Source organism: uncultured Amphritea sp., from assembly GCF_937127095.1.
Taxonomy (GTDB): domain Bacteria; phylum Pseudomonadota; class Gammaproteobacteria; order Pseudomonadales; family Balneatricaceae; genus Amphritea.
This window is the reverse complement of sequence record NZ_CAKZLP010000060.1, coordinates 116819-141242: the sequence shown is the minus strand read 5'-3', so window position 1 is coordinate 141242 and position 24424 is coordinate 116819. Positions and strand designations below refer to the sequence as shown.

Genomic DNA, 24424 nt, shown 5'->3' with positions numbered 1-24424 from the left:
CGAACCGCTGGCAAAAACGGAGGCGTGGCCTCCGTTATCCATCATCTCTGTTACTGCGTCGTTCGAGCCATTTAATGTTGTGATTGCAGTGGGGGCAGCGGTCATGTAGTACCGCATCGATCTCCTGGCGTAACTGGCTCAGATCCTGTTCGACCTCCTGTTCCATCTTCCGGTCAAGATTCGCATGCAGAATATGTGCGGCATCCTCTTTGCTAATGCCCAGCGCTTCACGCATGTGATTCAGCGCTTTTTGTTCTATTGCATCGAGCTCTCCATCCTGGATAGCCATATTAACCATCTTCTCATAGGTATGGCGGCGCTCTCTGATCGCTTCACTAAACCCTGATGCGAGTAAACCGGCGGGCAGGGCGACAATACCCAGGCTCATGATGCTGATAATGGAAGCCATTACCTTACCCATCACCGTGACCGGGATGACATCGCCATAACCAACCGTTGTCATGGTGACTATGGCCCACCACATAGAGGCGGGTATACTGCCGAAAAACTCAGGCTGGGCACGATGTTCAGCATAATAGATCAGACTGGATGCCATGATGATGAGCATAAACAGTACAAAAAGTGCCGCACCGATGGACCGGGCTTCCCGTTGTAGCACCTGTAACAACAATGACATTGAGGAGGAATAACGGGTTAGTTTAAATACCCGAAGCAGTCGCAGAACCCGCATAAAGCGAAGGTCTACAACCAGCATCATACTCAGATAAAATGGCAGAATGACAATCAGGTCGATCAGCGCCAGTGGGGTAAGCATATAACGCAGCCTGCCCCAGAATGGGTGCTTGTGATTACTTTCCCCGTCCTCAACGCAACTCCATACCCGCGCCACATACTCTATCGTAAAGATGATCACCGAGAACACCTCAAAGCCGTAAAACCAGCGACGTTGCTCGGCGTTGATGGATGGCAGTGTTTCCAGCATCACAAACAGTACATTTAGCGATATCAGCACTATCAGCAAGATATCTATCGCTTTTCCCAGGCTGTGCTGCTTATTGCCGATATCGAGAATCTCGTAAATCAGTTTACGTCTGGAGATCATGTAAAACCTGATGACTGTAAGGTTAATGAGCCATAATATCGGCAAAAGGGTTTGATTTTAAAGTGTTTAATCCACGAGATAAAAAGATTGTGTGCTTTTTAGTGATTTAAGCCGGTTTTTCGCTAGATAGGGGGGAGAAAAATATAGCCCTGTTTCAGTTTCAATACGGCAGTCGTATTGATGCTGAGACAGAGCTCGAAAGGTTGGTTTAAGACAGAGCTTAGAACGATTGACACCACTGTTCGGTTTTCAACGGGTCGAGCTGCAAACCTAATGGGGAGCGACAAATAATCTCCTGAACCTGATCTATGCTGATATGAGTGCCCGGCAGCTCTATCAGTTTGTAATTGTGGCTGTTATCCCGGTGGCGAAACTCAACATAGAGAAACAGCTGGTCCCGGGACTGACGTTTACCGGAGGTAACCCAGTAACGAACATTACACTGGTAGAGAGTATGCCAGCAGCTGGCCGGAGTATTGAGTTTTACAGAACGGTTGCCCTGAGCGGTTTCAGTATGGCTGGATTCTGCATAGATATGTGCTTCAAACATGGATCTGCTCCCATTTTCATGAGAGCTGACGTTGTGCGTGGGGGTTACCTGATTTTTGTCGGTAATGACCACATCGTTTTGCCGCCTTTGTTACAGCGTTTGCAAAACAACCACCTTGCCCAGGCAGGCAGGTTGGCGAGGACGTCAGCCCTTCTCTTGATGTTAAAAACTCTTCAGGGAGCAATAATAAGATAACGTGAGGTGGGACGCAACCGCCAGCGACGGGATTAGGGGCTGTCTTTAACGGGAACCGCTATTCAGCGTCAGTGTATCGCCTCGTTGAATCAGTTCCAGGTGTTGCAGAAAGCTCATGCCCAGTAATACGGTGTCTCCCTGCATATGAGGGTTAATATGCGCCGATACATCAGCCCGGGACAAACCCCCCAGTGCCACCGAGTTCAGCCGGGTATCATAGACTTTGATCGTGCCATTCGCGGTGCTGGCATAAGACGCTCTGCCAGGTGTCAGCCCCAGCGCTTTGGCTAGTGCGCCAGGAATACTGATATCAGTCGCGCCGGTATCGAGGAGAAAACGCACCGGCTGGCCGTTAATGGTACCGGGGGCAATATAATGGCCCTGACGATTGCGCTGTAACACCACCGATTGACCGTTTTGCGTTACCCTCAGATCGTGGTTAGGATCATTTTGTTGTAGCAGTCGGTCCTGGAAGAGCAGATAAAACAGGCCCAGGATGATAATCCAGGTGAGGTGGGTAAAGAGTCGGGCAATAAAGCGCCGGCTGCTATCCTGTTGCATAATGCTCCTGTATATTACAAATAAGATAGACTTTAGTCTTATGCTTGCTGTTTTGTCAGCTTTTAGCTCTCAGCATCATCGACATCATAGAAATACCCTTTGTAGCTTATTGCTGCAAGTATGGGTAGGTCAGAATTATACAATGGAGAGTACATAGGTGCAGTTTCATTCCCAACGCCAGATGATTGCTGATGAAGTTCATGCCCGGCCGTTTCAACAGCTGAGTGCGCCAGTAAAAGTACTCCACTTTGCATTGATGCTGGGTGATAAAAGCATCGCCGGGGTGCGTGAAGAGATTTCACAGTTTTTCCTCCAGTGTGGCGGTCAGGCGATGGAGCCGGAAGCCAGCTTCTGTTACCAGCAACTTGATTCTCTGGCACTGCGCTGGGAAGCGCATACCGAGTTTTATACCCTCACTCTATACCACAACCAGCTTGATAGTGGCTGGCATCAAACCCTGCCGGGGTTGCCGGAAAACTGGAGTGATCAGCTTCCTGGTGAACTGGTGACCGGGGTTCAGATTCAGGTGCAGCAATCCTCTGATCAGGCTGATGAGGTGGCAGTTGATGATATATTTCGCAATCATCAGGTGATCGGTTCAAGTGTTATGCGGGGTGCCGCCCGCGTGTGGACTGATTTTCGAGCAGAGGGGGAGTTCTTTCTTGACCGGATTCTGGTGAAGAATATCCATCTGCATGGTTATCAATGTGGGCGACTGCTACAGCGACTCTGTGAGATCGACACCTACAGGGCAGTGGCGTTGTTGGCGTTAGAGCCCGCCAGACAAACGATGAAACAGGTTTCTCAGCTGGACCGGGAGCTCGCGGCAATCACCTTTAAGTTGAGCGAACTTGATAAAGGTGATGAGTCGGAAACGCTGGATGCCCTGATGGCATTGTCAGCCCAGGCGGAAGAGATATCAGCAGATACCGTCAATCGTTTTTCCGCATCGGATGCTTATTACGCATTGGTGCGGATGCGCATTTCTGAACTGGAAGAGGTGCGTATCGAGGGGTTGCAAACCCTGGAACAGTTCATCGAACGTCGCGTAGATCCGGCGATGCGCACCTGGCGTGCGGCAGCACAGCGACTCGAACGGCTGTCTCAGCGAATCGCCAGGGCCAGTAATCTGCTGCGCTCCCGCGTTGACCTGTCCACTGAACAGAAGATCCATGGTCTGCTCAGTTCCATGAACAAACGTACTAGGCGACAGCTGACCCTGCAGGCCAAACTGGAAACCTTCTCAATCATTGTTGTGACCTACTATGTCTTTGACCTGGTGGAACGCACCATCCGTCATCTGACCTCCGGTGAACCTCAGGATATGGCGATCCACTGGCTGAGTTACTCACTGCCGGTGGTGGTGCTGCTGGTCTGGTGGTATGTGCGGCGCATCACCAAAGAGTTTAAATCAGATGATTAATGTTTGTTTTTTATACATTTTTTTCAGGCAGTAGCGGGAGTTTTCAGTCTGGCCTGCAATCCTGTTTGCATCTGCCGGGCAGGCTGTTATACTGCGCGCCTGTCTCGTTCGAGACGACCTTAATTGGTCACGTTATGGTGGCTCCATTGGTCCTCCCGCAACGATAAACCGTGAACCTGGTCAGGCCTGGAAGGGAGCAGCCACAGCGGTGGATTCGTGTGCCGGGATGTGGCTGGTGGAGCTACCACCCAATCCCCATATTTTAAACTTAACTGCACATTTTTTGGCGGTTGTCTTTATTTGCTGAACGATCTCTGTCCCAGAAGTGAGCAGACTTACCTCTACAAGCCGGTGGATTCGTGTGCCGGGATGTGGCTGGTGGGGCTACCACCCAATACCACCTCATCTTTACCAATTTTATCTATCTGCCAATTCGCAGATTGTCTTTCGTGTTTCCGTTAAACCTTGCCTGTGTAGCATGTTGATTGTTGACGCCTGAAAACCTTAATAATCTAGTGTTGCGTTGTTTTTGCTTTACCTGGCAGAACTATTAGTTAGTGATTACTGACAGAAAAGGAAAATAGGAAAAATTCTTATATCAAAGATGTCGCAGCGTTGTATCGTAGGCTGGATTTTTTAAACCATCTATAGGGAATAGACACATGAAAAAAGCACTTTTATCTTTAGGCATTATTGCAGCTCTGACGCCTGCTCTTGCCAGTGCTGCAGACGGTTATATTGGCGGTTCATTTGGGCGCACTGAATTTAATATATCAAGTTCAGAACGAGCAGACCTGAGTAGTATTGGTGTCTCTGTGGAAGATGATAGTGATCAGGGTTTTAAAGTTTTTGGCGGATATCGTTATAACAAAAACATTGCGGTAGAAGCCTTCTATGCTGATCTTGGAGATCTGGAGCTATGGAATGGTTCTATTGGCATAAATTCAGCCGTCGATGGCTATGGTTTATCTGCAGTGGGCCTTTTTCCTGTGTCAGAACAAGTGGATCTGTTTGCAAAAGTCGGTATGTTTCATTGGAGTAATGACCTCTCTTCCAATGTAGGCTATTCAAGCGGAGATGATGGTACTGATATTACTTACGGAATTGGTGCTGCCTATAACATGGAAACCGTTTCGATTCGCGCAGAGATGGAGCGCTTCGATATCGGCGGTACCGATGTTGATATGATTTCTGCGGGTCTGTCGATAAACTTCTGAGTTTATTGAATAAAGCACTCTTCATCTGCTGATGATGAGTGCTTTCTACAATCTAATATGGTTTATGTCACTCTTTCCCTTCCGGGCCTTTATAGAATGTTTTTTGGGTCTGTTACTCTAGCGTTATGTTAACGGATTTACTTTAAACTGCTGGACCTACCTCGTTGCCCATTACTCAAAATCACACCTTCTCAGCCCATTCTGAGCGTTCTTGCTTTAAACTAAGTGGAGTTAAATCAGAGGCAGGATAAGAGGTTAGTGACTATGGTGCCTCATGGAACACACGCGTGGATTGAAAGAATCAGTGAGCATGAATTGCCCGCTTTGTGTTCGACTATCCGTGAGATCGAGAAGATCTCCAAAGATGATACCTCCTCACTGACCCGGCTGGGTCAGGCGGTTTTGCATGATCACGCGCTGACTACCGCGATTCTCAAAGTAGCGAACAGCGCTGGTTATATGCTGCATAATCCCGTTACGACCGTCAGCCGGGCGTCTGTGGTTCTGGGGCTGACTCGCATAAAAAATATCTGTATCACCGCTAAAATGCTCAACAGTCTGCTGAAAAACAGAAAGCTGACGCCCGCCGTGTATGAGCGCTTGCTGAAACTGATGGCGCAGTCGTTTCATGCGGGGATGATTGCAAAGATGATGATGCGGGATTATGAAGAAGATGTGCAGGAAGAGACTTTTATTGCTGCCTTGTTGAATCGTTTTGGCGAGAGTGCTTTCTGGAGTATGGGCGGTCCGGTCACCGTCGAGCTGGATAAGCAGTTAAGGCAAAAGCAGGCGGTTCGGGCTGAAGAGGTCGATTTTATTGTCAGGCAGGCGCTGGGGACAACCTTTGAAAATATGAGCCTGGGGCTGGCGAGTTCCTGGAATATGGGCAATGTGCTGATCAGCTCGCTGGAGGAGCCTGAGCTGCGCACGCCGGAACTGCGCTCGGTGAATCTTGCCGTCCGTTTAAGTGCAACGCTGGCAAACCCAACGCATAGTCGTAATGAACTGGAAAAGGAGCTGGCGGAGGCGGCTGAAATTACTAAGCGGGATACGTGGGATCTGCTGAGTGGCCTTGAAGAGTGCTCTGAGGCAACCGTTGAGTTGCTGCGTTCCTACGGTGCCGGAGTATTAACCCGCTATATTAGTCATGATCTGATCAGCCCGGCAGCGAATACCGAACATCCGCTGGCCGAGGAGATGAGTGATCAGACACTGCAACTGCGAATTCTGCGTGAAATGGCTTTCCTGCCCGATGAACATGCGGATTTTAATTTGATTGTGCAGACCGCTCTGGAGGGGATTCACCGGGGTATTCGGATGCGTCGGACTATCGTTTTTCTTAAATCACGGGAGCGTGGCTGCCTGATGCCCCGATTTATATCAGCCCCCGACTTTAATCAGGTTAAGCGAGAGTTTGTCGTTAGTCTTGGCGGCTCTGCGAATATTTTTACCCATGTGCTCAATAGCCGCCAGCCGGTCTGGGTGGATAATCTGAATGTGCCAAAGTGGCGGGCCTATCTGGATAGCTCATTACGGCAGTTAGTCAGCAGCGATGGCTTTTTTATTGCGCCGATTATCTGGGGAAAATACTGTGTCGGACTGTTTTATGCCGATCGCAATGACCCAGCTGGTAATGCTTGCCCGCGGCAACTGAGTGAAGATGATTTTATGGCGTTTACCCTGTTTGCTCAGCAGACCAATATCTGTTTATCGGTGATTCTTAAAAACACTGAGCGATAAAATATCAGCAGGCGTGTTGCTGATAAAAAAAACGCCGGGTTATGACGTTGAAGTTATCCCGGCGTTTTGTATTTAAGTGATGGATTGAGTCGAACGTTAATGGGAAGCGGAATCACCACCTTCGAGAGAAATTACCTCTTCACTGGCTATCCAGCAGAGATATTCCTCGCTAATAATGCTGACCGGGCAGTGGGGATCCTGAAAACGGATAATCTCTTGTTGTTCGATTAAGCGGTGGCGTCGTATCGCATACTCGTTTGCACTGTTTGCTTTTTGCATCTTCATTTCCTCGCAGGTTAGAAGATTGTTGTTGTTCATGTAAGTTAGACTATTTATTGAGAGTTAGCGAAAGAACAGTTTTCATGCAAAACCTGAATCACGTGATAAATCGCAATTTAGTTGCCACTTAATAGCCGGTTTAGCTGGCGATATCAGACGGTTACCGTTAGCATTGGAAGCCATGAATAAACACCCCTCTCATATAGATTTGCAGCGATGAGTTATCAGGTACTGGCGCGTAAATGGCGTCCCGCAAAATTTCAGGAAATGGTCGGGCAGGAGCATGTGCTCAAGGCTCTGGTAAATGCACTGGATGATGACCGGCTGCACCATGCTTACCTGTTTACCGGCACCCGGGGTGTCGGTAAAACCTCTATAGCCCGATTGTTTGCCAAGTCACTCAACTGTGAGGTTGGCGTGTCTTCCAATCCCTGTGGTGAATGTTCCGCATGTCGGGAGATCAGTGAAGGCCGGTTTGTCGATCTCATCGAAGTGGATGCGGCGTCCCGGACCAAGGTGGAAGACACCCGCGAGCTGATGGAAAATGTCCAGTACGCGCCGACCCATGGTCGTTTTAAAGTGTACCTCATCGACGAGGTGCATATGCTGTCTACGCACTCCTTCAATGCGCTGCTGAAAACACTGGAAGAGCCGCCACCCCACGTTAAGTTTCTGCTGGCGACCACTGATCCGCAGAAACTGCCGGTGACAATTTTGTCCCGCTGTCTGCAGTTTAATCTGAAGAATATGATTCCGGAGCGGATTGTTGAGCATCTGTGTCGGGTGCTGACGGCGGAGAATATCCCTTACGAAGAACCTGCATTATGGCTGTTAGCCCGTTCGGCTGATGGTTCGATGCGTGATGCGCTGAGTCTGACTGACCAGGCGATCGCCTTTGGTGCCGGGTCTGTGGTTGAGGCCGATGTCCGGGCGATGCTGGGAACGATTGATCAGCGCCTGGTTTATCTGTTGGTGGACAGTCTTGCGGCCCATGATGCCAAAGGCTTGCTGACAACGGTGGATGAACTGTCACGCTACTCACCCGATTACAATGCAGTGCTCGGTGATCTGATCAGCCTGATGCACCGCATCGCGCTGGCGCAGATTGTACCGGAGGCTGTGGATAACGGTCTGGGTGACCGGGAACTGGTGCTGGATCTGGCCGGTAAGCTTACCGCAGAAGATGTGCAGTTGTTTTATCAGACCGCCCTGATGGGGCGTAAAGATCTGCCCTTTGTCCCGGATGCCCGGGAAGGGTTGGAGATGACGCTGATGCGGATGCTGGCGTTTCGGCCGGTATCAATGAGTCAGCGGGGATTAAGTGAGCCGGCGGCTGTCGCAGCCGTGACGTCACCCGCAGTGTCTGTTGCAGCAAGCAGTGCTGCTGAAGCGGTTGTCACAAACCGTACCGATGATACTCCCAGTACTCCCAGTACTCCCATACAACAGGATGCCGCTGAACAAGCGCCTGTTATGCCGTCGGCTTCCGATTCAGATCCTCACATGGAACCGCAGGAGTCGCCACCGGATTATGATGAATCCTATCTGCAGGGTGGTTATGAGGATCTGCCGGGAAAAAAGTCTGACACTGATTCTGTACCGTCGGTCGCTGCGGGGCCCTCTGCTGTAACCAGCCATACGGCCCGGCCCGTCGTTGATCTGCCCTGGGAAGACAGTCCCTCTCCTGAGCCACAACACACGGCCCAACCGAGCGGTGCTGCTGCGTACAGCCCTGAGCCGATAAACAGCCCTGAGCGAGAAAACAGCCCTGAGCGGGAATATAGCCCTGAGCCGATAAGCCGCCCTGAGCCAGTAAAAAGCTCAGAGGGCATCGTTAGTTCTGCACCCCAAAGCCCTGCAACGTCCGTCGCTTTCAATAGCCCGGTGTCAGCGGCGGTGCAGCCCGGATCAGAGCCCGCGGATGTGGTTGAACCCGAGCCTGAGGTCAGCACCGCGATTGCTCAGTTCAGCCCCGATCAGTGGGTGTTGCTGGTTGAGCTGATCGGCCTGACCGGTATGACTTACAGTATCGCATCGAACACCTCGTTGGAGTCGGTGGGGGATAGCTGGCGCTTTCATTACACCGAAGAGCAGAAAGCGCTGCTGAGTGATATTCATATCGACCGTATTCGTGAGTCGATTGGTCATTATTTTAATACCCCGGTTGAGGTAGAATTCACCTTAGGCAGTTATGGTCGTGAGACCCCCAGCCAGTATCGCGACCGGAAACGGGCCGAGCGTCTGGCCGAGGCTGTCAGTTCAATCCAGAATGACCCGGTTGTGCAGTCAGTGATTGAGCGATTCTCCGCCAGCATTGACCTGCAATCGGTTCAGCCGATCGATTAGCGTGGTGTGATTGGTCCGTCAGAGTATTAAGTAAAAAACTAAGCCAGTAATGTAACAGAGGCGAGAAAGATTATGATGAAAGGTGGCATGGGTAACCTGATGAAACAGGCCCAGAAGATGCAAGCCGATATGCAGAAAGCGCAGGAGGAGATCGCTAAAGCTGAGGTTAATGGCGAGTCCGGTGCGGGTCTGGTGAAGATTGTCATGAATGGTCGTCACGACGTTCGCAGTGTGGTTATCGACGACAGTCTGATGCAGGAAGATAAAGAGATTCTCGAAGATCTGATCGCGGCCGCCATCAATGATGCGGTGCGTAAGGTTGAAAGCACCACTCAGGAAAAAATGGCAAAAATAACCGGCGGCATGGCTATGCCTCCGGGCTTTAATATGCCGTTCTGAGGCGTTTGACACTATGTCATTTAGCCCCCTGATTCAGGATCTGATTGATGCGTTTCGCGTGCTGCCGGGTGTCGGGCCGAAAACCGCTCAACGGATGGCGTTTCATATGCTTGAGAGAGATCGTAGCGGCGCCAACACACTGGCCGCAGCACTGACGGTTGCGGCGGATAAGGTCGGCCACTGCAACAGCTGTCGAACCCTGTCAGAGAATGAACTCTGTTCGATCTGCGCTGATAGCAGTCGTGATGACAGCCAGATCTGTGTGCTTGAGTCGCCGGTGGATATGCTCGCGATTGAGCAGACCGGCGGGTTTAACGGTGGTTATTTTGTCCTCATGGGTCATCTGTCGCCCATCGATGGTGTTGGCCCGGATGACCTGGGGCTGGATCAACTGTTTAAACGGCTGGAATCGGGCGCAGTAAAAGAGATGATTCTGGCAACCAACCCGACAGTTGAAGGCGAGGCGACTGCCCACTTTATCGCCGAACAGATTAAACACCTGGATATTCGGGTGACCCGCATTGCCCACGGTGTGCCGGTGGGTGGCGAACTTGAATATGTCGATGGCGGAACCCTCGCCCATGCAATGGCCGGTCGCCGGTCGATGAACTGAGGTACAGATGACACAAGCGTATAACTGGCAGTTGCTTGAAGCTGCTGCTGAACAGCCGGTCTGGATTACTGACGACGAAACGCTTGCCCGTTACTGCAGCGAGTGGCAGGAACTGCCGCTGATTGCGCTGGATACCGAGTTTATCCGGGTGGATACGTTTTACCCGGTTCCCGGCTTAATTCAGGTCGCGGATGACCGCTGTTGCTATCTGATCGACCCCCTGAAGATCGAAAACTATGCCCCCATGGTGCAATTGTTTCGTAACCCTTCGGTGCTTAAAGTACTGCATGCGGGCAATGAAGACCTGGAACTGTTCCTCTATATGTTTGGCGAGCTGCCGGTACCCTTTTTTGATACTCAGGTGGCTGCGGGTTTTCTCGGCTGGGGTTTTTCGATGGGCTATCAGCGGCTGGTAGAACATGCGCTGGAGGTTAAACTGGATAAAGGTGAAACCACCTCAGACTGGTTGCAGCGTCCACTAACCCCCTCGCAGGAACACTATGCTGCTCTGGATGTGGCTTATCTACCGGTGCTGTGTCAGCAACAGATGGCCGAGCTTGACGCGCGGGGCATGACTGAATGGGCGCGGGAAGAGACTGCTCTGTTGCTGGCGATAACCCCCGATAGCGATCCGGATGGTGTCACCTATTACCAGCGTTTTAGCCAGGCCTGGAAATTGTCTCCGGAAAAAATTGCCGCTCTGCGAGATCTGACCGCCTGGCGCGAACGGATCTGTCGGCAACGGGATGTTCCCCGCAACCGGGTGCTGAGAAATCATGCGTTGCTGGACATCATTAATAAGTGGCCAAAAGATCTGCAGGCGTTGTCCCGGGTCGAAGATATCCGCATGCAGCAGGTTAAGCAGGATGGTGAGGTGATACTGGGTTTCCTTAAAACGGCACCCCAGTCTGCGGCAGCAAAGCCGCCTGCATCGATTCACCGGCCGTTGAGTTTTAAGTGGAACAAACCACTCAAAGTATTGAAAGCGATGGCGCGCACAAAAGCTGAAGAGCTGAATATCGCGCCGGAGATATTGTTACGTAAGAAAGATCTTGATGCCCTGATCAGAACGGAAAATCAGGGGCAATTCAGCTTACCGCCCAGTCTCTCAGGCTGGCGTAAAGCAGTGATTGGTGATGCGCTGTTGGAAAAGTTGCAGAGCCTGGAAGTACAAGAGTGTCTATGAAGAAGATTTGCAGTGTGTTTCGCAGTTCGAAGAAAGATGAGATGTACCTTTACGTCGATAAAACGGAAAAAATGAAGCGGGTGCCTGATGCGCTGAAAGAGATGTTTGGTGCGCCGGTGCATGTGTTTGATATGTTGCTGACCCCGGAGAAAGAGCTATCCCGGGTTGATGCGGCGAAGGTGCTGGAAGATATCCGCGAAAAAGGCTACTTCCTGCAGATGCCACCGCCAAAAGATGATTATCTGCTTGACCTGTTTAAGGACCGGCCACAAACCGGGGTGCGCTAGTGGCTGACCAAGTTTTCTGGCGCACTAAGTCGCTGCAGGAGATGTCACCACCGGAATGGGAATCTCTTTGTGACGGTTGTTCGCTCTGCTGTCTGCACAAGCTGGAAGATGAAGATACCGGTGAGGTTTATTACACCAGTGTCGTCTGTCATCTGCTGGATATGGAAACGCTGTATTGCACCAAATATGAAGAGCGCTGCTCGCTGGTGCCACAGTGTGTCAAACTGCGGCCAGAAGATGTCAAAGAGTTTCACTGGTTGCCGCCCAGCTGTGCCTACCGCCTGATACACGAGGGTAAAGAGCTGCTGGAATGGCATCCGCTAGTCAGTGGTCGCCGGGAATCTGTCAAAGAAGCGGGTGCTTCGGTGTTGGACTGGTATGAGATCACCGATGATAAGATCAAAAGTGATGATGACTATTTCGATTATCTGATCGAGTAATCATCAGTTAACGATTGCCTGAGCTAATGTATCAGAACGATAAAGACAAAAAAGGAGCGCCTGGCGCTCCTTTTTATCTTTGATATATAAACTTCGTTTTTCAGTGAGGATTTTTATTTCACCAGGATCACTTGCTAAACTCTTCCATGCGCTGGGCAAACAATTCCTGGCAGGGTTCAATAATTGCCTTGAGGTCACTCTTTAGCCGGCTGCCCATCAGTTCCGTTTTTTCGGTTTTGAAATATTCAATCACTAGCAGCTCTTCCGTACGATTATTCGCCGCGATATCCATGCCGTCACCTATACAGTAGGCATACACAGGCAGATGAACGTTCACGACTTTATCGATCTGATCCTGATCGAGTAACAGTTTATGCATCGTCAGATAGCGGCGGTATTCTTGCGTTGCGGCCGCTGCCATCCCTTTCAGTTGAGTACTGGAAAAGCGCCTGGACTCCTCCTGACTGGCTAACAGCTGTCTCATTCGGGTATGAATAGTAGAGACCTCCTCATCGAAGGTATGCGGGGAATAGCGCTCGTTGGTGCGCTTATACTGCTCCAGTTCAGTGACTTGTGCCTGCAGGGTGGTGATCTGTTCACGCATCACCTCCGCTTCATTCAGCAGTTTAAACCGTTCATCCTTCAGCGTAGTGATAACCCGCTGTGTCGGCGTCATATCCTCTTTGGCAATCGTCGGCGCGAGGTTATTCAGGATATCGGCATCTGTCACCGTTGAATCTAGTGGAATCACCAGTTCGCCAAAGTTTTCAACTTTTTTGCGATTTTCTGCCTGCTGTTCGCTGATGGTGGTATAGATAAAATAACCAGACGCCGCGGAGATAATCAGCAATAACGGCCCGCCAATCAGCAACGCGAGTTTCAGTCTGCTTAACTGCATTAAATCGATCCCTGTACTCAGTTCTTGATAGCCATATAATTATGGGTCAGTTCGATCATATCAAGCAGCACATTGCCCGTTTCGGTGAGGATAGCCTCCTGTTCCGGGCTGATGATTTTACCCTGAGCGTCTTTTTCCAGCAGGTCTTCCAGTTCTGACAATGCTTTAATCGTTGGCTGTTGTTTGGCTGTACGGCGCTGATTCTCCTGATCCAGCAACCACTGCTCGGAACTATCGCGCTCCGCCTTTAGCGTGGTTTCATTCAATGACAGCTCTTTATCCTGCTTATTTTCATGCATCCGCTTAATCTGGGCATTCATAAACAAAAAGTCAGGGTTGAATTTTGTCCGCTCAATGTGACGGCTATTCAGTTCCGGTAGAATGGCGCTGAAGTTGATATAGCGCTGATGCGGAACCTCATGCACCATATCCCAGGGGAGTGCGCCTTTCAGAGAGCTCTCTCCGATCTCTTCGGTGTCATACAGGGTTGGCATCATGATATCCGGCACGACTCCTTTATGTTGGGTGCTTTCTCCGGAGATGCGGTAGAACTTAGCGTGGGTCAGCTTAATCTGGCCGTGGTGCAGGGGTGAGAGTGTCTGCACTGTGCCTTTCCCGAAGGTTTGGCTTCCCACGATCAGACCGCGCTGATAATCCTGAATCGCACCGGCGAATATCTCGGATGCGGAAGCGCTGAGCCGGTTAACCAACACCGCCATCGGGCCGTCATAGGCTACCCGGGGGTCAGCATCTCCCTGAATATTCACCCGCCCCTGAGGGTCTCTGATCTGAACGGTTGGTCCGCGGCTGATAAACAGGCCCACCAGTTCGTTGGCTTCACGCAGTGAACCGCCGCCGTTGTTGCGCAGGTCGATAATCAGACCGTCGACATCTTCCGCTTTGAGACCCTCGATCAGTTTTGCAGTATCGCGGGTGGTGCTCTTATAATCGCTGTCGCCGCGCTGCAGTGCTGCAAAGTCGAGATAAAAGGCAGGAATACTGATCACACCCAGTTTGTAGGGTTTGCCCAGGTGTTCAACCTGAATGATCTTGCTTTGCGCCGCTTGCTCCTCAAGTTTTACCTTGTTGCGGGTTATCTTAATAATCTTATGTTGTGTGCCATCGCCGTCGGCGGGTACAACATCAAGGCGGACGATGCTGTCTTTAGGGCCGCGAATCAGCGCAACCACTTCATCAAGACGCCAGCCAACCACATCTTCAATCTCGCCATCTTCGCCCTGACCTACACCGATTATCAGATCAGCGGGTTTAAGCTGACCAGCCTTATCTGCAGGTCCGGCAGGCACCAGACGCACCACTTTGGTATTGTCATTTTCACTCTGCAACACCGCGCCAATACCTTCCAGCGACAGGCTCATATTGATATTGAAGTTTTCTGACAGGCGGGGCGAAAAATACTGCGTATGGGGGTCAAACTGCATTGTCAGCGCGTTGGCAAAACTCTGGAATACATCTTCATTATTGGTTTGCAACGCCCGATTCAGTTGGCTTTTATAGCGCTTTATGAGCGTTTTTTTGGCATCACCGACCTGCTTATCAGCCAGTTTCAGGCCCAGTAGGGCGCTTTTCAGACGTTTGCGCCAGAAATCGTCCATCTCCGCCTGACTGCCGGTCCATGCGCTCTCTTTGCGGTCAGTTTCGATGGTTTCATCACGATCAAAATTAACGCTAAAGTCCGGGCTTTCGAGGGTTGCAATCAGCTTTTCCAGACGTTCCTGGGTGCGCAGCTGGTAGCGGTTGAAGATAGCATAGGCAGCGCTGAGATCGCCGCGGCTGATCTCATCATCGATCTGCGAACGGTATTGCTGAAACTCATCAATATCAGACTGGTAAAAAAAGGCTTTGGAGGGGTCAAGGCTTTCCAGATACTGATCGAGCACTTTGCCTGACAACTCATCATTCAATACGATACTGTTATAGTGATCCTGATTGAGGGATGTGACAATATCGGTGATTGTCTGACTGTGAATCATATCCGGCTGCAAAACAGTCTGTGTCAGTGCGCTTGCCGGCAGTGTGGTCATCAGGCCTAATGCGAGAGAAGATGCGGCGACCAATCGACGTAAGTTACGTGTATACATCAAGCTGTATGTTCCTGTTTTGCTACTACATATAGACTCTGAGACAGACAAATGACCAGCTTGGTTCCGTAACTCAGAAAATCTGAGTGTAGTCTTGTCGCGTGCTGATGTAAAATCAACGGCTTATCTCATATTTATTAATTGAAGCGGGTAAACCTACTGTGGTTATACGAGTTTTGGGAATTTTGGTTTTGTCGCTGTTAGTCACCATAACCAGTGGGTGTGGGGAAACAGAGGAGGAGAAACAGTTTCATCAGGAGTTGCTGGATAAAGCGCTGAATGATGATACCAAAAAAGCAGGCGCTCAGTTTCTGCAGGACAATGCCAAACGCGATGGCGTAGAGGTGACCGACTCTGGTTTACAGTATGAGGTTTTGCAGGCGGCAGATGGCCCTAAGCCGGGTATACTCAACCGGGTGCGGGTAAGTTACACTGGCTGGACAGTTAACGGAGAGCAGTTTGAAAGCTCTGTTGGTGCAGAGGAAAATCCCGTTTTTCCCATCAGAGATGTGATTAAAGGGTGGCGTGAGGCGCTGCTTCAAATGTCTCCGGGGGCACGTTGGAAGATCTATCTGCCTTCCGAATTAGGCTATGGTGCGAGAAGTCCCGGCGGTATGGTACCGGCAAACTCAGCACTGATTTTTGAAATTGAGTTGTTAGAAATCCTGCCTCAGGAAAAGGCTGATCAATAATGCAAAAACAAGAGTTTAATAAGCAACTATTTGATTTTCTGGCGGCGTCACCGACTCCGTTTCATGCGGTGTATGAGATGCGTGGACGGTTGCAGGAAGCCGGTTTTATCGAACTGGAAGAACAGAATGTCTGGAATGTCTGGCCGGGTGGGCGCTACTTTATCGTTCGCAATGAGTCGTCGATTATTGCCTGGACACTGGCCTCCAGCGCTAATCTTGCCAATACCGGTTTTCGTATGGTGGGAGCTCACACCGACAGCCCCTGTCTCAAGGTTAAGCCGAATCCTGAAAGCGTTAGTCAGGGTTGTCTGCGTCTCGGTGTAGAGGTGTATGGCGGGGCGTTGTTAAACCCCTGGTTTGACCGGGATCTGTCGCTGGCCGGGCGGGTCAGTTATGTCAGTACCGATGGCGCTATGCGCAGTGAACTGGTTAACTTTGAGCGCCCGGTTGCGATCATTCCGAGTCTGGCGATTCACCTGGACCGCGAAGTCAATCAGGGCCGCAACGTTAATCCACAAACCGAGATGCCGCCAGTGATGGCGCAGCTGCAGGGTGATGGCAAAGCGGAACTGCGTGAGATACTGAAAAATGAGCTGTTAGCGAAGCATATCGATGATGTCGCTGAGATTCTCGATTACGAGCTATTTTTCTATGATGTGCAGAAACCGTCCTATATCGGTCTGAACAATGAGTTTTTCGCCTCAGCCCGACTGGATAACCTACTGAGCTGTTTTATTGGCATGCAGGCATTGATCGATTCAAACGCTGATCAGAACACGCTGCTGGTCTGTAATGACCATGAAGAGGTGGGCAGCATGAGTGCTGCAGGAGCGCAGGGGCCGATGCTGAAGCAACTGCTGGAACGATTGTTGCCTGATCCAGAGTCCCGTCACCGGATGATCGCCAATTCAATGATGGTATCGGTGGATAACGCTCATGCGGTGCATCCAAACTTCGCTGATAAGCATGATAGTAATCATGGCCCGCGGATGAATGCCGGTGCGGTGATAAAGATTAATGCCAACCAGCGTTACGCCTCCAATAGCGAAACCGCTGCGCTGTTCCGTCATATTGCTCAACAGGAAGATGTGACGCTGCAATCTTTTGTGGTGCGCAGTGATATGGCCTGTGGCAGCACTATCGGCCCGATTACCGCAGCCAATCTCGGTGTGAAAACCGTTGATATCGGGGTGCCACAACTGGCGATGCACTCGATTCGGGAACTGGCAGGCAGCGATGACCCGGTCGGTCTGGCGAAGGTGCTCAGTCGCTTCTATTGTCAGGAGAAGGTGTAAAGCCTGCGATATCTGCTGGCTGAGTAGGCATGACTGATGTGGAGGCGATATGCGCTGTCATATGCCTCCACTCAGTGTCAGGCTTCCGGCTGATAAATGCCACAGGCGATATAACAATCGTTACCGAATCGCCGGACAAAAGTGTGCTTAGGTTCATCTTTGCCGGTGTGTGGATTCAGATAAGCGTAGCTATACCAGCCCTGGCCCTGTTCCCGGGCAATCGCTACCAATGGCGGACACAGCGGCTTACCGCTGGCATCTCTGGCCTCGGCTAAATTCTTGCCGACCAGCGCGGGATTGCCACCATGGGCCAGCATAGTGCCGTTGAAATCCTGGACCAGCACGTAGAGCTCGCCCTGCACAAAATCATCTTCGTGATCGTTGAAGGCGGTAATTGCCTTGTCCCGTCCATGTTTCTGGGCGTAATCGTGAGCCCGATGCACCAGCGCCTCGGCGTCCGCCTTGCTCACCAGTCGAAACTGACCGATCAGGTGTTTCATCTCTTTGGCTGACCCTGATAGCCTCGCTACGATCTGGCCGTTATGGTTGACGTTGCTGGAGGTTTCATCCATCAGTCTGGCTACCTGATGCAGGCTACTGGACAGCTCTGCCGTTGTTGCTGTGGTTTGCCTGGACGCTTCGGTGATCTGTTCGATCTTACTCACCAGCGAGGCTATATGGCTCAATATATCGCTCAGGGCGGTTTCGGACTGTTGCGCAGACTCGGTACCGCTCTGTGTGATAAGCACCCCCTGATCCATCATTGTCACGGCGTCATTGAGCTCCTGCTGCATGGTTTCAACCGTCAGGCGGATCTTGTTGGTCGCCTCAGAGGTCTTCTCTGCTAAATCCCTGACTTCACTGGATACCACGGCGAAGCCTCGCCCCTGATCACCGGCTCTGGCTGCTTCTATCGCGGCGTTAAGGGCTAAAAGATTGGTCTGGGAGGCGATGTTACTGATGAGATCGACAATCTGGCCTATCTCGCCGGAACGCTCGCCCAGTCTACGAATAACCCCCGCCGAATCCACAACGATCTCGGTGGTTTTGTGCATCGTGTCGATCGTGTGGTGAATGATTGTCTGTCCCCGCAGCGCCACTTCATTGGCTTCATAGGAGTTTTCTTCTGCGTTTTTGCAATTCATCGACACTTCGGCCGCCGCGGCCGAGAGTTCCTCGCTGGCTGAAGCGGAAGTGTTCAGCTGATTGACAATCTCATCCGTGGCCCGGTCAATATTGTTCAGATTGGCGTCAAGCCCCTGGGCGGAGTGGGCCAGCAGAACACTGTTATGGGAAAACTGAGTCAGGGTATGCTTCAGCGTGTCGATAGCCTGTCTCAGATCGGCCGCGGTTTCATCTTCGACCGGATCCTCGCGTTCGGCATCTGGTGTCAGATCGCTTCTGACCAGCCGCCCGACCATAGCCGCCACGGCAGGCTGGACCCGAAGGCCGTGTCGCTCTCTGAACCAGATCGCTGCGCAAAGCAGCAGTGATACCCCCCACCCAACCGAGCTGATCAGAAACCCGCTTGCTATATCCTTATTGTCTGACGTGGCACCGTTAATCCGATAAGCCAGAAAACACCATGCACCGATAAACAGCACCGCTGCCGCAGCAGTCAGAAGCCTCTTCGACATATACATTCCCCGAGGGTAACCTCTATTATTGTTGTGGTTTAAGAATGAATATAAGCATAACTGTTTAGTTTGGTAAACGTTTAGTATCTAAACTAGTTGTCAGTGTGGGTATAAAGCTCGCGGGAATGCGAACCTTCCCTGATCAAGGGGCACTTTCTTTTGAACAGGGTCTGGGTAGATATAACCTTGTCTCGCTCCCACGCTCCCGCGTGGGAATGCATATATAAAACATAACAAATTGCTCAATGCGGGCCTGCGGCTGCAACTCCTTTCAATTGGCCATTGGCAAAGTATTTAAGCACTTTTTTCATGACTTATTGCATCTATTGCATGGCGGATTAGATCTCGTTCCTCCCTTCCCGGTTTGTTTTTTTCAAGTCAGATCAGACCCGATATAACTTAAATCGCGACCTTGCTGACCTGATACAGCCCGCCGAGCACGATATATTCACTCTCACATCTGAATGCGCCGGGAAGCAGGTCGGGGAAAAACAGGATTTTACTGAAGGGTACCTGGCATTGCAGCAAGGTGTCGCCAAAACTGTCGCACTGTTCCAGGCTGCTGCTGAAGGATGTCAGGTTGTTAAGAATCACCGCTGAACGGGTTTTTGGCCCCTGAAACAGGGTGTCGTATTCATCCAACCGATTGGTGGCGCGATAGAGCTGGTAGTGTCGGCGCTCAGGGAAACGTCGGTGTAGTTCATACTGGCAATAGCTGTACAGCAGATCCAGCTGGCTTTCCAGGCTGTTGGTGTTGTACAGACCGGCACTGCGTTCCTGGGTATAGTTGAAGTAGATCTCTGATTCGAAATCCCGCAGCGGGCCTTTGTGGTTGCGGGCCAGTAAGCCAAAGCGGGACTCTACCCAGCCTTTCATCACCGCCGCTTCACGGCTGTCGGAGTCGAACAGCCAGCCGCGCAATAATCGTCGGTAATCAGCCTTGTGGCGTGCTTTTTTGTTGTTTTGTTGAACTGTGGTTACCGCGTCAGACGCCCGTTCAGTTGCCTGATAGCCCGCTTCTTCAGGGGTAGAAAGCAGAAACGACGCCTGCATATAGGTCTCAAACGCAGTGGCTCTGTCAGCAGTCACTTCTATGCTATCCAAATGGTTAAACAGCGGTTGATGGAACGTCGCTATATTGTCGAGAAAGATCGCCTCCGGATAGCGCTGAAATGTCAGGCTGCCCAATATGATGGCAGGGTAATTGCAATGGTTAACGGGCAGGCGTGCGTAAACGGGCAGTGTCGGTTCGCCAGGGGCTATATGTTGGATCAGTTCTAAGGGTGAGTCTGCCATGCGCTGCTAAATCTTCATCGACACGTTTCGCACTATTATATGGGTGATGGTCACTTGCCGGGTGATCTGCGTCAATAAGGAGAGAAAATGGTTTCACTCAATGAGCGTTATCAGGGCTGCTTGCTCGGGCTGGCGGTAGGCGATGCGATCGGTACCACGCTGGAGTTTAAGCCTCCCGGCAGTTTTACGCCGATTGACGATATGGTCGGTGGCGGCCCGTTTTATCTGCAACCGGGGCAGTGGACCGACGATACCTCGATGGCGATCTGTCTGGCGGAATCACTGATTGAGTGCAACGGTTTTGACGCCCGGGATCAGATGCAGCGCTACGCTCGCTGGTGGAAAGAGGGGCTGCACAGCAGTACCGGGCGCTGTTTTGATATTGGCGCAACAGTGGCGAATGCGCTGCATCTGTTTGAGTCATCGGCGGAGCCTTTCAGTGGGGATACCCATCCGATGTCCGCCGGTAATGGTTCACTGATGAGACTGGCGCCGGTGGTGCTGTATTACAGCGAACATCCGGATTTGATGGGCTATGTCAGTGATGCTTCCCGCACGACCCATGGTGCGCCGGAGTGCATTGATGCCTGCTGTTATTTCGCGGCCATCATTGCCCGCTGCATTCGCGGTGCCAATAAAAATATGTTGATGTCGTCAGCGGGATATCTGCCGCAAAGCAAAAAAGTCAGGCTGATCGCCACCGAGGAGTTTCTACAAAAACCGATTGCTGAGATCAGAGGCAGCGGCTATGTGATCGATTGTCTTGAGGCGGCGTTGTGGTGCTTTTTTCACACAGATAGCTTTGACGATGCGGTATTGATGGCGGCTAATCTGGGGGATGATGCGGACACCACCGCCGCAGTATGTGGTCAGATCGCCGGGGCTTATTACGGTGTCAACGGTATCAGACCCTCCTGGCTTGACCTGCTACATCAGAAAACATTTTTGCTGTCGCTGGCGGATCAGCTCTATCTACAAACAACCGAAGCAAAGCTCAGCTCGACGCTGATCAGTTAAGCGATGCGCCGTTAAGCGCTGATAAGAGAAGCCGGGCTAAGTGTGATTGTCATAAACATGACAAACCTCTGACGTACCGGCTGGGGTCTATTTTTGTTACACATCGGACAACGTTATGCAGATCAATCAGTTAGCTGTGTTTTTGTTGCTGGCGTATGTTTTGCAACCAGACAATGATCAACACCTGACAGAAAGCGATTTATGAAACCGAATTTAGACTGGTCAGATTATGAAAGCGCGGGGCTGGGCGATGCCTACGCGGATATACCCAAAACCGGCGGAAACTTTGCGAAAGCTGTGTCCGTTTGTATCAACAGCCTGGTGTGCCTCAGGCCTGTGACAAAAAGCGTGATGTGCCCCAGCTTTCGGGTGCGGCAGGATGCTGCCTTCTCTCCGGGCGGCCGAAGTCGGCTGCTAAAACGGCTGCTGAATGATGAGATTACCGCTGCAGAGAAGCAGCAGTTAGATGAAGCGATGCGTGCCTGTGTCGGCTGTAAGGGGTGTAAACGGGAGTGTGAAAGTGGCCTGGATCTGGCGACGATCCGCTCGGAATATCTGGCCCAACCTGACAATCGTAGCGGCTATCAATTGCGGGACCGGTTATTTGCCAACCTGCCTTTGTTACTCCGGTTCCCCAATCTATTGCGCGCAGGCGTTGCTTTACGCAATCGCAGTCCGCTCATTAGTGGCTGGCTGGAACGCGCTATCGGTATCAGCGCCAAAGTAGCGCTGCCCCTGCCCAGTCGCCATCGGTTGGCCGAGGTAACACCGGGCAACGTGGTTGGTATAAAAGAGAACACTGTCCTGATGCTGACAGACAGTTTATCCCGAGGCTTTTCCCCCGAGATCTTTATCGCCGCTCAGGAAGTGATGGCCCGGGCGGGTTATGATGTGCGCTTTCTAGGTGCCCGGGGTGGTGTGATTGAAGGACGCAGCTGGTTTTCATCGGGCAATATTGATCAGGCCCGCCAGCAAGCATCCCGGTTGCTGGATGAACTCAGCCCGTATATTGCCAGTAATACGCCGATCATCGGTCTGGAACCTTCATCAGCACTGATGCTGCGGGATGAATACCTGCAGCTGGGTCTGAATGAAAACGCCACTGCGCTGGCGAAAAATGTTTACCTGTTTGAAGAGTTTATCGCCCGGGAGATCAGCGCCGGACGGTTCAACCTGCCACAGCGTACACCAATTGAGAAAAAGGTGTTGGTGCATGGTCATTGTCACCAGAAAGCGGTTGGCGCGATGAAGTCCGTGCGCAAAGTCTTGAAACTGATACCGGAGCTTGAGTTTGAGTTTATCGATACCAGTTGCTGCGGCGGTGGCGGTAGTTTTGCCTATGAAAAAGAGCATCAGCAGGATTCTGAAAAGATGTTTAATCTGTCGTTGCAACCGGCGCTGGCAGCCGAGCCGGACGCGCTGGTGATCGCCAATGGTTTCTCCTGCCGCTCGCAGATCTTGCACTATGCCGAGCGCAAGACGCTGCATCTGGCTGAACTGTTGCAGATGACGTTATAGCTGCGGACTTTATAACAGAGACCTGTATCACCCTCATCCGCACGTCTGGCAGGCCGTTAACAGGGCCATCACGTACGACCAGACGTTGCTGATGTTAAACACAGTTTTTGTTTTGGAAAGCCTTTGTTTAAGACCGCGTTCCTCTCCGGCGTCACCGCTGTTTTTCTGCGATTCAAGTCAGTCCTTCTGATGATATCGATGCTGTTATGCCATGATATTTTTTCTTCTTCTCAACATCCCCGGGTAAACCCGTTTGTTGAGCGCTCATCTCACCGGGAGCACACCTTCCTGCTTATGTAGCATTTCTGACAAAGACTCAGCTTTGTTGTGTGTTGTCGAATGTAAGTTTTTTATAACTGATTGTTTATAAAGATATTATTACTTGGAATGTAGTTTGCAGTATCCCTATGCAATGAACGCGAATTAACACATTTTTCGTTAGTAAGCTCAGTCATACGATAAGGTCCAGTGAGGTTCCTGATGTCTGCAAACAGAATAGTGACAATCAACGATACTACGCTCCGTGACGGTGAGCAGACTGCCGGTGTTGCTTTCAATGCGGATGAGAAGATCGCGATTGCACAGGCACTGCATCAGGCGGGTGTACCTGAACTGGAGATCGGTATTCCGGCGATGGGAAGCGCTGAGTGCGAGGTGATCCGTGCGATTGCTGCGCTGCCTCAGCGTCCGCAGTTGATGGTCTGGTGTCGGATGTGTGACACCGATATTGCGGCGGCTAAAACGACCGGTGTGGATACCCTCAATCTCTCCATCGCGGCTTCAGCACAACAGATCCGGTATAAGTTGGGTAAAACCCCAGAGTGGGTGTTGCAGCAGATCGATTACTACGTAAAAACCGTGGTTGATCTGGGCTTTAGCGTCAGTGTTGGCTGTGAGGACTCTTCGCGGGCGGAGCCTGATTTTCTGAAAACCATGTTTGAAGTGGCAGCCAATGCCGGTGCTAAACGGGTTCGCTATGCAGATACTCTGGGGTTGATGGAACCCTTCTCTCTGTTCAGTGTTATCAGCGACCTGAGGGCATCGACCGATCTGGAGATTGAGATGCACGCCCATGATGATCTGGGTCTGGCCACCGCCAACTCAATGGCTGCCGTCTGTGCCGGGGCCACCCATGTGAACACCACCGTGAATGGTCTGGGCGAACGGGCCGGTAATGCCGCCCTGGAAGAGGTTGTTATCGGGTTATCACAGCTTTACGGCATCGATTGTGGTGTTGATTTCACTAGTCTTCCAAGCCTTTCAGCCCGGGTTGAACAGGCATCCGGGCGGCTGGTTCACTGTCAGAAAAGTGTGGTTGGCAGCCATGTTTTTACCCATGAGTCCGGCATTCATACCGATGGCTTACTAAAAGATCAGCGCAACTATCAGGGGCTTGACCCGCTTAAGCTGGGTCGCTCACATCAGTTGGTGCTGGGTAAGCATTCCGGAGCGAACACGGTTAAACATGTCTATCAGGAATTGGGAATCTCACTCAGCCGCGATCAGGCGGAGATCCTCCTGGCCGAAATCCGTCAGCGGGTCACTCTGAATAAACAAAGTCTCTCCGCGATAGAGCTGATTCGTCTCAGTGAAGAACTTTTACCGGTTGCGGGAGAGATCTATGAACCATCTATTGTGGCACTTTGAACACGCGCTCAAATCTGGCATGC

The 24424-nt window shown here is 51.3% G+C and carries 22 protein-coding genes, 1 other RNA gene and 1 riboswitch; of the genes, 15 read left to right on the top strand and 8 right to left on the bottom strand.

Going from position 1 to position 24424, the window contains the following annotated elements; genetic code table 11:
• Nucleotides 1-34: 34 nt before the first annotated feature.
• The 3 genes from Q0499_RS15355 to Q0499_RS15345 form a co-directional block, all read right to left on the bottom strand.
• Nucleotides 35-1063 (bottom strand): ion transporter, encoded by a 1029-nt coding sequence (locus tag Q0499_RS15355; protein WP_299200771.1) that lies wholly within the window; start codon nucleotides 1061-1063, stop codon nucleotides 35-37.
• A gap of 220 nt (nucleotides 1064-1283) precedes the next feature.
• Nucleotides 1284-1613: a hypothetical protein gene (locus Q0499_RS15350; protein ID WP_299200770.1), complete on the bottom strand. Its 330-nt coding sequence runs from the start codon at nucleotides 1611-1613 to the stop codon at nucleotides 1284-1286.
• A 41-nt stretch (nucleotides 1614-1654) separates the two neighbouring features.
• Nucleotides 1655-1781: riboswitch (SAM-I-IV-variant riboswitch) on the bottom strand.
• A 72-nt stretch (nucleotides 1782-1853) separates the two neighbouring features.
• Nucleotides 1854-2369 (bottom strand): TIGR02281 family clan AA aspartic protease, encoded by a 516-nt coding sequence (locus Q0499_RS15345; RefSeq protein ID WP_299200769.1) that lies wholly within the window; start codon nucleotides 2367-2369, stop codon nucleotides 1854-1856.
• Between the two features lie 157 nt (nucleotides 2370-2526).
• Here Q0499_RS15345 and Q0499_RS15340 point away from each other — a divergent pair, with 157 nt between their 5' ends.
• From Q0499_RS15340 to Q0499_RS15325, 4 genes are all read left to right on the top strand, one after another.
• Nucleotides 2527-3792, top strand: coding sequence for a DUF3422 domain-containing protein (locus tag Q0499_RS15340; protein WP_299200768.1), 1266 nt, complete (start codon nucleotides 2527-2529; stop codon nucleotides 3790-3792).
• Between the two features lie 144 nt (nucleotides 3793-3936).
• Nucleotides 3937-4033: signal recognition particle sRNA small type (ffs, locus tag Q0499_RS15335), an RNA gene on the top strand.
• Between the two features lie 421 nt (nucleotides 4034-4454).
• Nucleotides 4455-5009: a porin family protein gene (locus tag Q0499_RS15330; protein ID WP_299200765.1), complete on the top strand. Its 555-nt coding sequence runs from the start codon at nucleotides 4455-4457 to the stop codon at nucleotides 5007-5009.
• 264 nt (nucleotides 5010-5273) lie between these two features.
• Nucleotides 5274-6749, top strand: a complete 1476-nt coding sequence (locus Q0499_RS15325) for an HDOD domain-containing protein (RefSeq protein WP_299200947.1) — start codon at nucleotides 5274-5276, stop codon at nucleotides 6747-6749.
• Nucleotides 6750-6845: 96 nt separating this feature from the next.
• Here the strand turns inward: Q0499_RS15325 and Q0499_RS15320 are convergent, their stop codons facing one another.
• Nucleotides 6846-7028: a hypothetical protein gene (locus Q0499_RS15320; RefSeq protein ID WP_299200763.1), complete on the bottom strand. Its 183-nt coding sequence runs from the start codon at nucleotides 7026-7028 to the stop codon at nucleotides 6846-6848.
• Between the two features lie 216 nt (nucleotides 7029-7244).
• Between Q0499_RS15320 and dnaX the strand changes: the two genes are divergently transcribed.
• From dnaX to Q0499_RS15290, 6 genes are all read left to right on the top strand, one after another.
• Complete coding sequence (gene dnaX, locus Q0499_RS15315; protein WP_299200760.1) at nucleotides 7245-9374, top strand: DNA polymerase III subunit gamma/tau; 2130 nt, start codon at nucleotides 7245-7247, stop codon at nucleotides 9372-9374.
• A 72-nt stretch (nucleotides 9375-9446) separates the two neighbouring features.
• Complete coding sequence (locus Q0499_RS15310; protein WP_299200758.1) at nucleotides 9447-9773, top strand: YbaB/EbfC family nucleoid-associated protein; 327 nt, start codon at nucleotides 9447-9449, stop codon at nucleotides 9771-9773.
• Between the two features lie 13 nt (nucleotides 9774-9786).
• Nucleotides 9787-10386 (top strand): recombination mediator RecR, encoded by a 600-nt coding sequence (recR, locus tag Q0499_RS15305; protein ID WP_299200756.1) that lies wholly within the window; start codon nucleotides 9787-9789, stop codon nucleotides 10384-10386.
• Between the two features lie 7 nt (nucleotides 10387-10393).
• Entirely contained in the window at nucleotides 10394-11572 is a 1179-nt protein-coding gene (rnd, locus tag Q0499_RS15300) for a ribonuclease D (protein ID WP_299200754.1), read from the top strand.
• Complete coding sequence (locus Q0499_RS15295) at nucleotides 11569-11859, top strand: YcgL domain-containing protein (RefSeq protein WP_299200752.1); 291 nt, start codon at nucleotides 11569-11571, stop codon at nucleotides 11857-11859. Before rnd ends, Q0499_RS15295 begins: the two co-directional genes overlap by 4 nt.
• The gene (locus Q0499_RS15290; RefSeq protein ID WP_299200749.1) at nucleotides 11859-12299 is read left to right on the top strand and encodes a YcgN family cysteine cluster protein; all 441 of its coding nucleotides are present in this window, start codon (nucleotides 11859-11861) and stop codon (nucleotides 12297-12299) included. Before Q0499_RS15295 ends, Q0499_RS15290 begins: the two co-directional genes overlap by 1 nt.
• Nucleotides 12300-12426: 127 nt before the next feature.
• Here the strand turns inward: Q0499_RS15290 and Q0499_RS15285 are convergent, their stop codons facing one another.
• On the bottom strand, nucleotides 12427-13197 hold the full coding sequence (locus Q0499_RS15285; protein WP_299200747.1) for a hypothetical protein: 771 nt from the start codon (nucleotides 13195-13197) through the stop codon (nucleotides 12427-12429).
• A gap of 17 nt (nucleotides 13198-13214) precedes the next feature.
• On the bottom strand, nucleotides 13215-15299 hold the full coding sequence (locus tag Q0499_RS15280) for a carboxy terminal-processing peptidase (protein ID WP_299200744.1): 2085 nt from the start codon (nucleotides 15297-15299) through the stop codon (nucleotides 13215-13217).
• A gap of 176 nt (nucleotides 15300-15475) precedes the next feature.
• On the opposite strand from Q0499_RS15280, the gene Q0499_RS15275 reads away from it, so the two are divergent.
• Nucleotides 15476-15991, top strand: a complete 516-nt coding sequence (locus tag Q0499_RS15275; RefSeq protein ID WP_299200742.1) for an FKBP-type peptidyl-prolyl cis-trans isomerase — start codon at nucleotides 15476-15478, stop codon at nucleotides 15989-15991.
• Nucleotides 15991-17286, top strand: coding sequence for a M18 family aminopeptidase (locus tag Q0499_RS15270; RefSeq protein ID WP_299200740.1), 1296 nt, complete (start codon nucleotides 15991-15993; stop codon nucleotides 17284-17286). The genes Q0499_RS15275 and Q0499_RS15270 overlap by 1 nt, the downstream gene beginning before the upstream one ends.
• Nucleotides 17287-17363: 77 nt before the next feature.
• Here Q0499_RS15270 and Q0499_RS15265 read toward each other — a convergent pair whose 3' ends face one another.
• Nucleotides 17364-18923, bottom strand: coding sequence for a methyl-accepting chemotaxis protein (locus Q0499_RS15265; protein WP_299200739.1), 1560 nt, complete (start codon nucleotides 18921-18923; stop codon nucleotides 17364-17366).
• A gap of 399 nt (nucleotides 18924-19322) precedes the next feature.
• Nucleotides 19323-20219: an NAD(+)--dinitrogen-reductase ADP-D-ribosyltransferase gene (locus Q0499_RS15260; RefSeq protein ID WP_299200738.1), complete on the bottom strand. Its 897-nt coding sequence runs from the start codon at nucleotides 20217-20219 to the stop codon at nucleotides 19323-19325.
• 87 nt (nucleotides 20220-20306) lie between these two features.
• Between Q0499_RS15260 and Q0499_RS15255 the strand changes: the two genes are divergently transcribed.
• The 3 genes from Q0499_RS15255 to nifV all read left to right on the top strand — a co-directional run bounded on the left by Q0499_RS15255 (nucleotide 20307) and on the right by nifV (nucleotide 24401).
• Nucleotides 20307-21236: an ADP-ribosylglycohydrolase family protein gene (locus Q0499_RS15255; protein WP_299200736.1), complete on the top strand. Its 930-nt coding sequence runs from the start codon at nucleotides 20307-20309 to the stop codon at nucleotides 21234-21236.
• A 201-nt stretch (nucleotides 21237-21437) separates the two neighbouring features.
• Nucleotides 21438-22754: a (Fe-S)-binding protein gene (locus tag Q0499_RS15250; protein WP_299200734.1), complete on the top strand. Its 1317-nt coding sequence runs from the start codon at nucleotides 21438-21440 to the stop codon at nucleotides 22752-22754.
• A 480-nt stretch (nucleotides 22755-23234) separates the two neighbouring features.
• Nucleotides 23235-24401 (top strand): homocitrate synthase, encoded by a 1167-nt coding sequence (nifV, locus tag Q0499_RS15245; RefSeq protein ID WP_299200732.1) that lies wholly within the window; start codon nucleotides 23235-23237, stop codon nucleotides 24399-24401.
• Nucleotides 24402-24424 lie beyond the last annotated feature (23 nt).

Coding starts and splice junctions, on each gene's coding strand:
- Q0499_RS15355 (WP_299200771.1), bottom strand. CDS start 1,063: ATGATCTCCAGACGTAAACTGATTTACGAGATTCTCGATATCGGCAAT.
- Q0499_RS15350 (WP_299200770.1), bottom strand. CDS start 1,613: ATGTTTGAAGCACATATCTATGCAGAATCCAGCCATACTGAAACCGCT.
- Q0499_RS15345 (WP_299200769.1), bottom strand. CDS start 2,369: ATGCAACAGGATAGCAGCCGGCGCTTTATTGCCCGACTCTTTACCCAC.
- Q0499_RS15330 (WP_299200765.1), top strand. CDS start 4,455: ATGAAAAAAGCACTTTTATCTTTAGGCATTATTGCAGCTCTGACGCCT.
- Q0499_RS15325 (WP_299200947.1), top strand. CDS start 5,274: ATGGTGCCTCATGGAACACACGCGTGGATTGAAAGAATCAGTGAGCAT.
- Q0499_RS15320 (WP_299200763.1), bottom strand. CDS start 7,028: ATGCAAAAAGCAAACAGTGCAAACGAGTATGCGATACGACGCCACCGC.
- dnaX (WP_299200760.1), top strand. CDS start 7,245: ATGAGTTATCAGGTACTGGCGCGTAAATGGCGTCCCGCAAAATTTCAG.
- Q0499_RS15310 (WP_299200758.1), top strand. CDS start 9,447: ATGATGAAAGGTGGCATGGGTAACCTGATGAAACAGGCCCAGAAGATG.
- recR (WP_299200756.1), top strand. CDS start 9,787: ATGTCATTTAGCCCCCTGATTCAGGATCTGATTGATGCGTTTCGCGTG.
- rnd (WP_299200754.1), top strand. CDS start 10,394: ATGACACAAGCGTATAACTGGCAGTTGCTTGAAGCTGCTGCTGAACAG.
- Q0499_RS15295 (WP_299200752.1), top strand. CDS start 11,569: ATGAAGAAGATTTGCAGTGTGTTTCGCAGTTCGAAGAAAGATGAGATG.
- Q0499_RS15285 (WP_299200747.1), bottom strand. CDS start 13,197: ATGCAGTTAAGCAGACTGAAACTCGCGTTGCTGATTGGCGGGCCGTTA.
- Q0499_RS15280 (WP_299200744.1), bottom strand. CDS start 15,299: ATGTATACACGTAACTTACGTCGATTGGTCGCCGCATCTTCTCTCGCA.
- Q0499_RS15270 (WP_299200740.1), top strand. CDS start 15,991: ATGCAAAAACAAGAGTTTAATAAGCAACTATTTGATTTTCTGGCGGCG.
- Q0499_RS15265 (WP_299200739.1), bottom strand. CDS start 18,923: ATGTCGAAGAGGCTTCTGACTGCTGCGGCAGCGGTGCTGTTTATCGGT.
- Q0499_RS15260 (WP_299200738.1), bottom strand. CDS start 20,219: ATGGCAGACTCACCCTTAGAACTGATCCAACATATAGCCCCTGGCGAA.
- Q0499_RS15255 (WP_299200736.1), top strand. CDS start 20,307: ATGGTTTCACTCAATGAGCGTTATCAGGGCTGCTTGCTCGGGCTGGCG.
- Q0499_RS15250 (WP_299200734.1), top strand. CDS start 21,438: ATGAAACCGAATTTAGACTGGTCAGATTATGAAAGCGCGGGGCTGGGC.
- nifV (WP_299200732.1), top strand. CDS start 23,235: ATGTCTGCAAACAGAATAGTGACAATCAACGATACTACGCTCCGTGAC.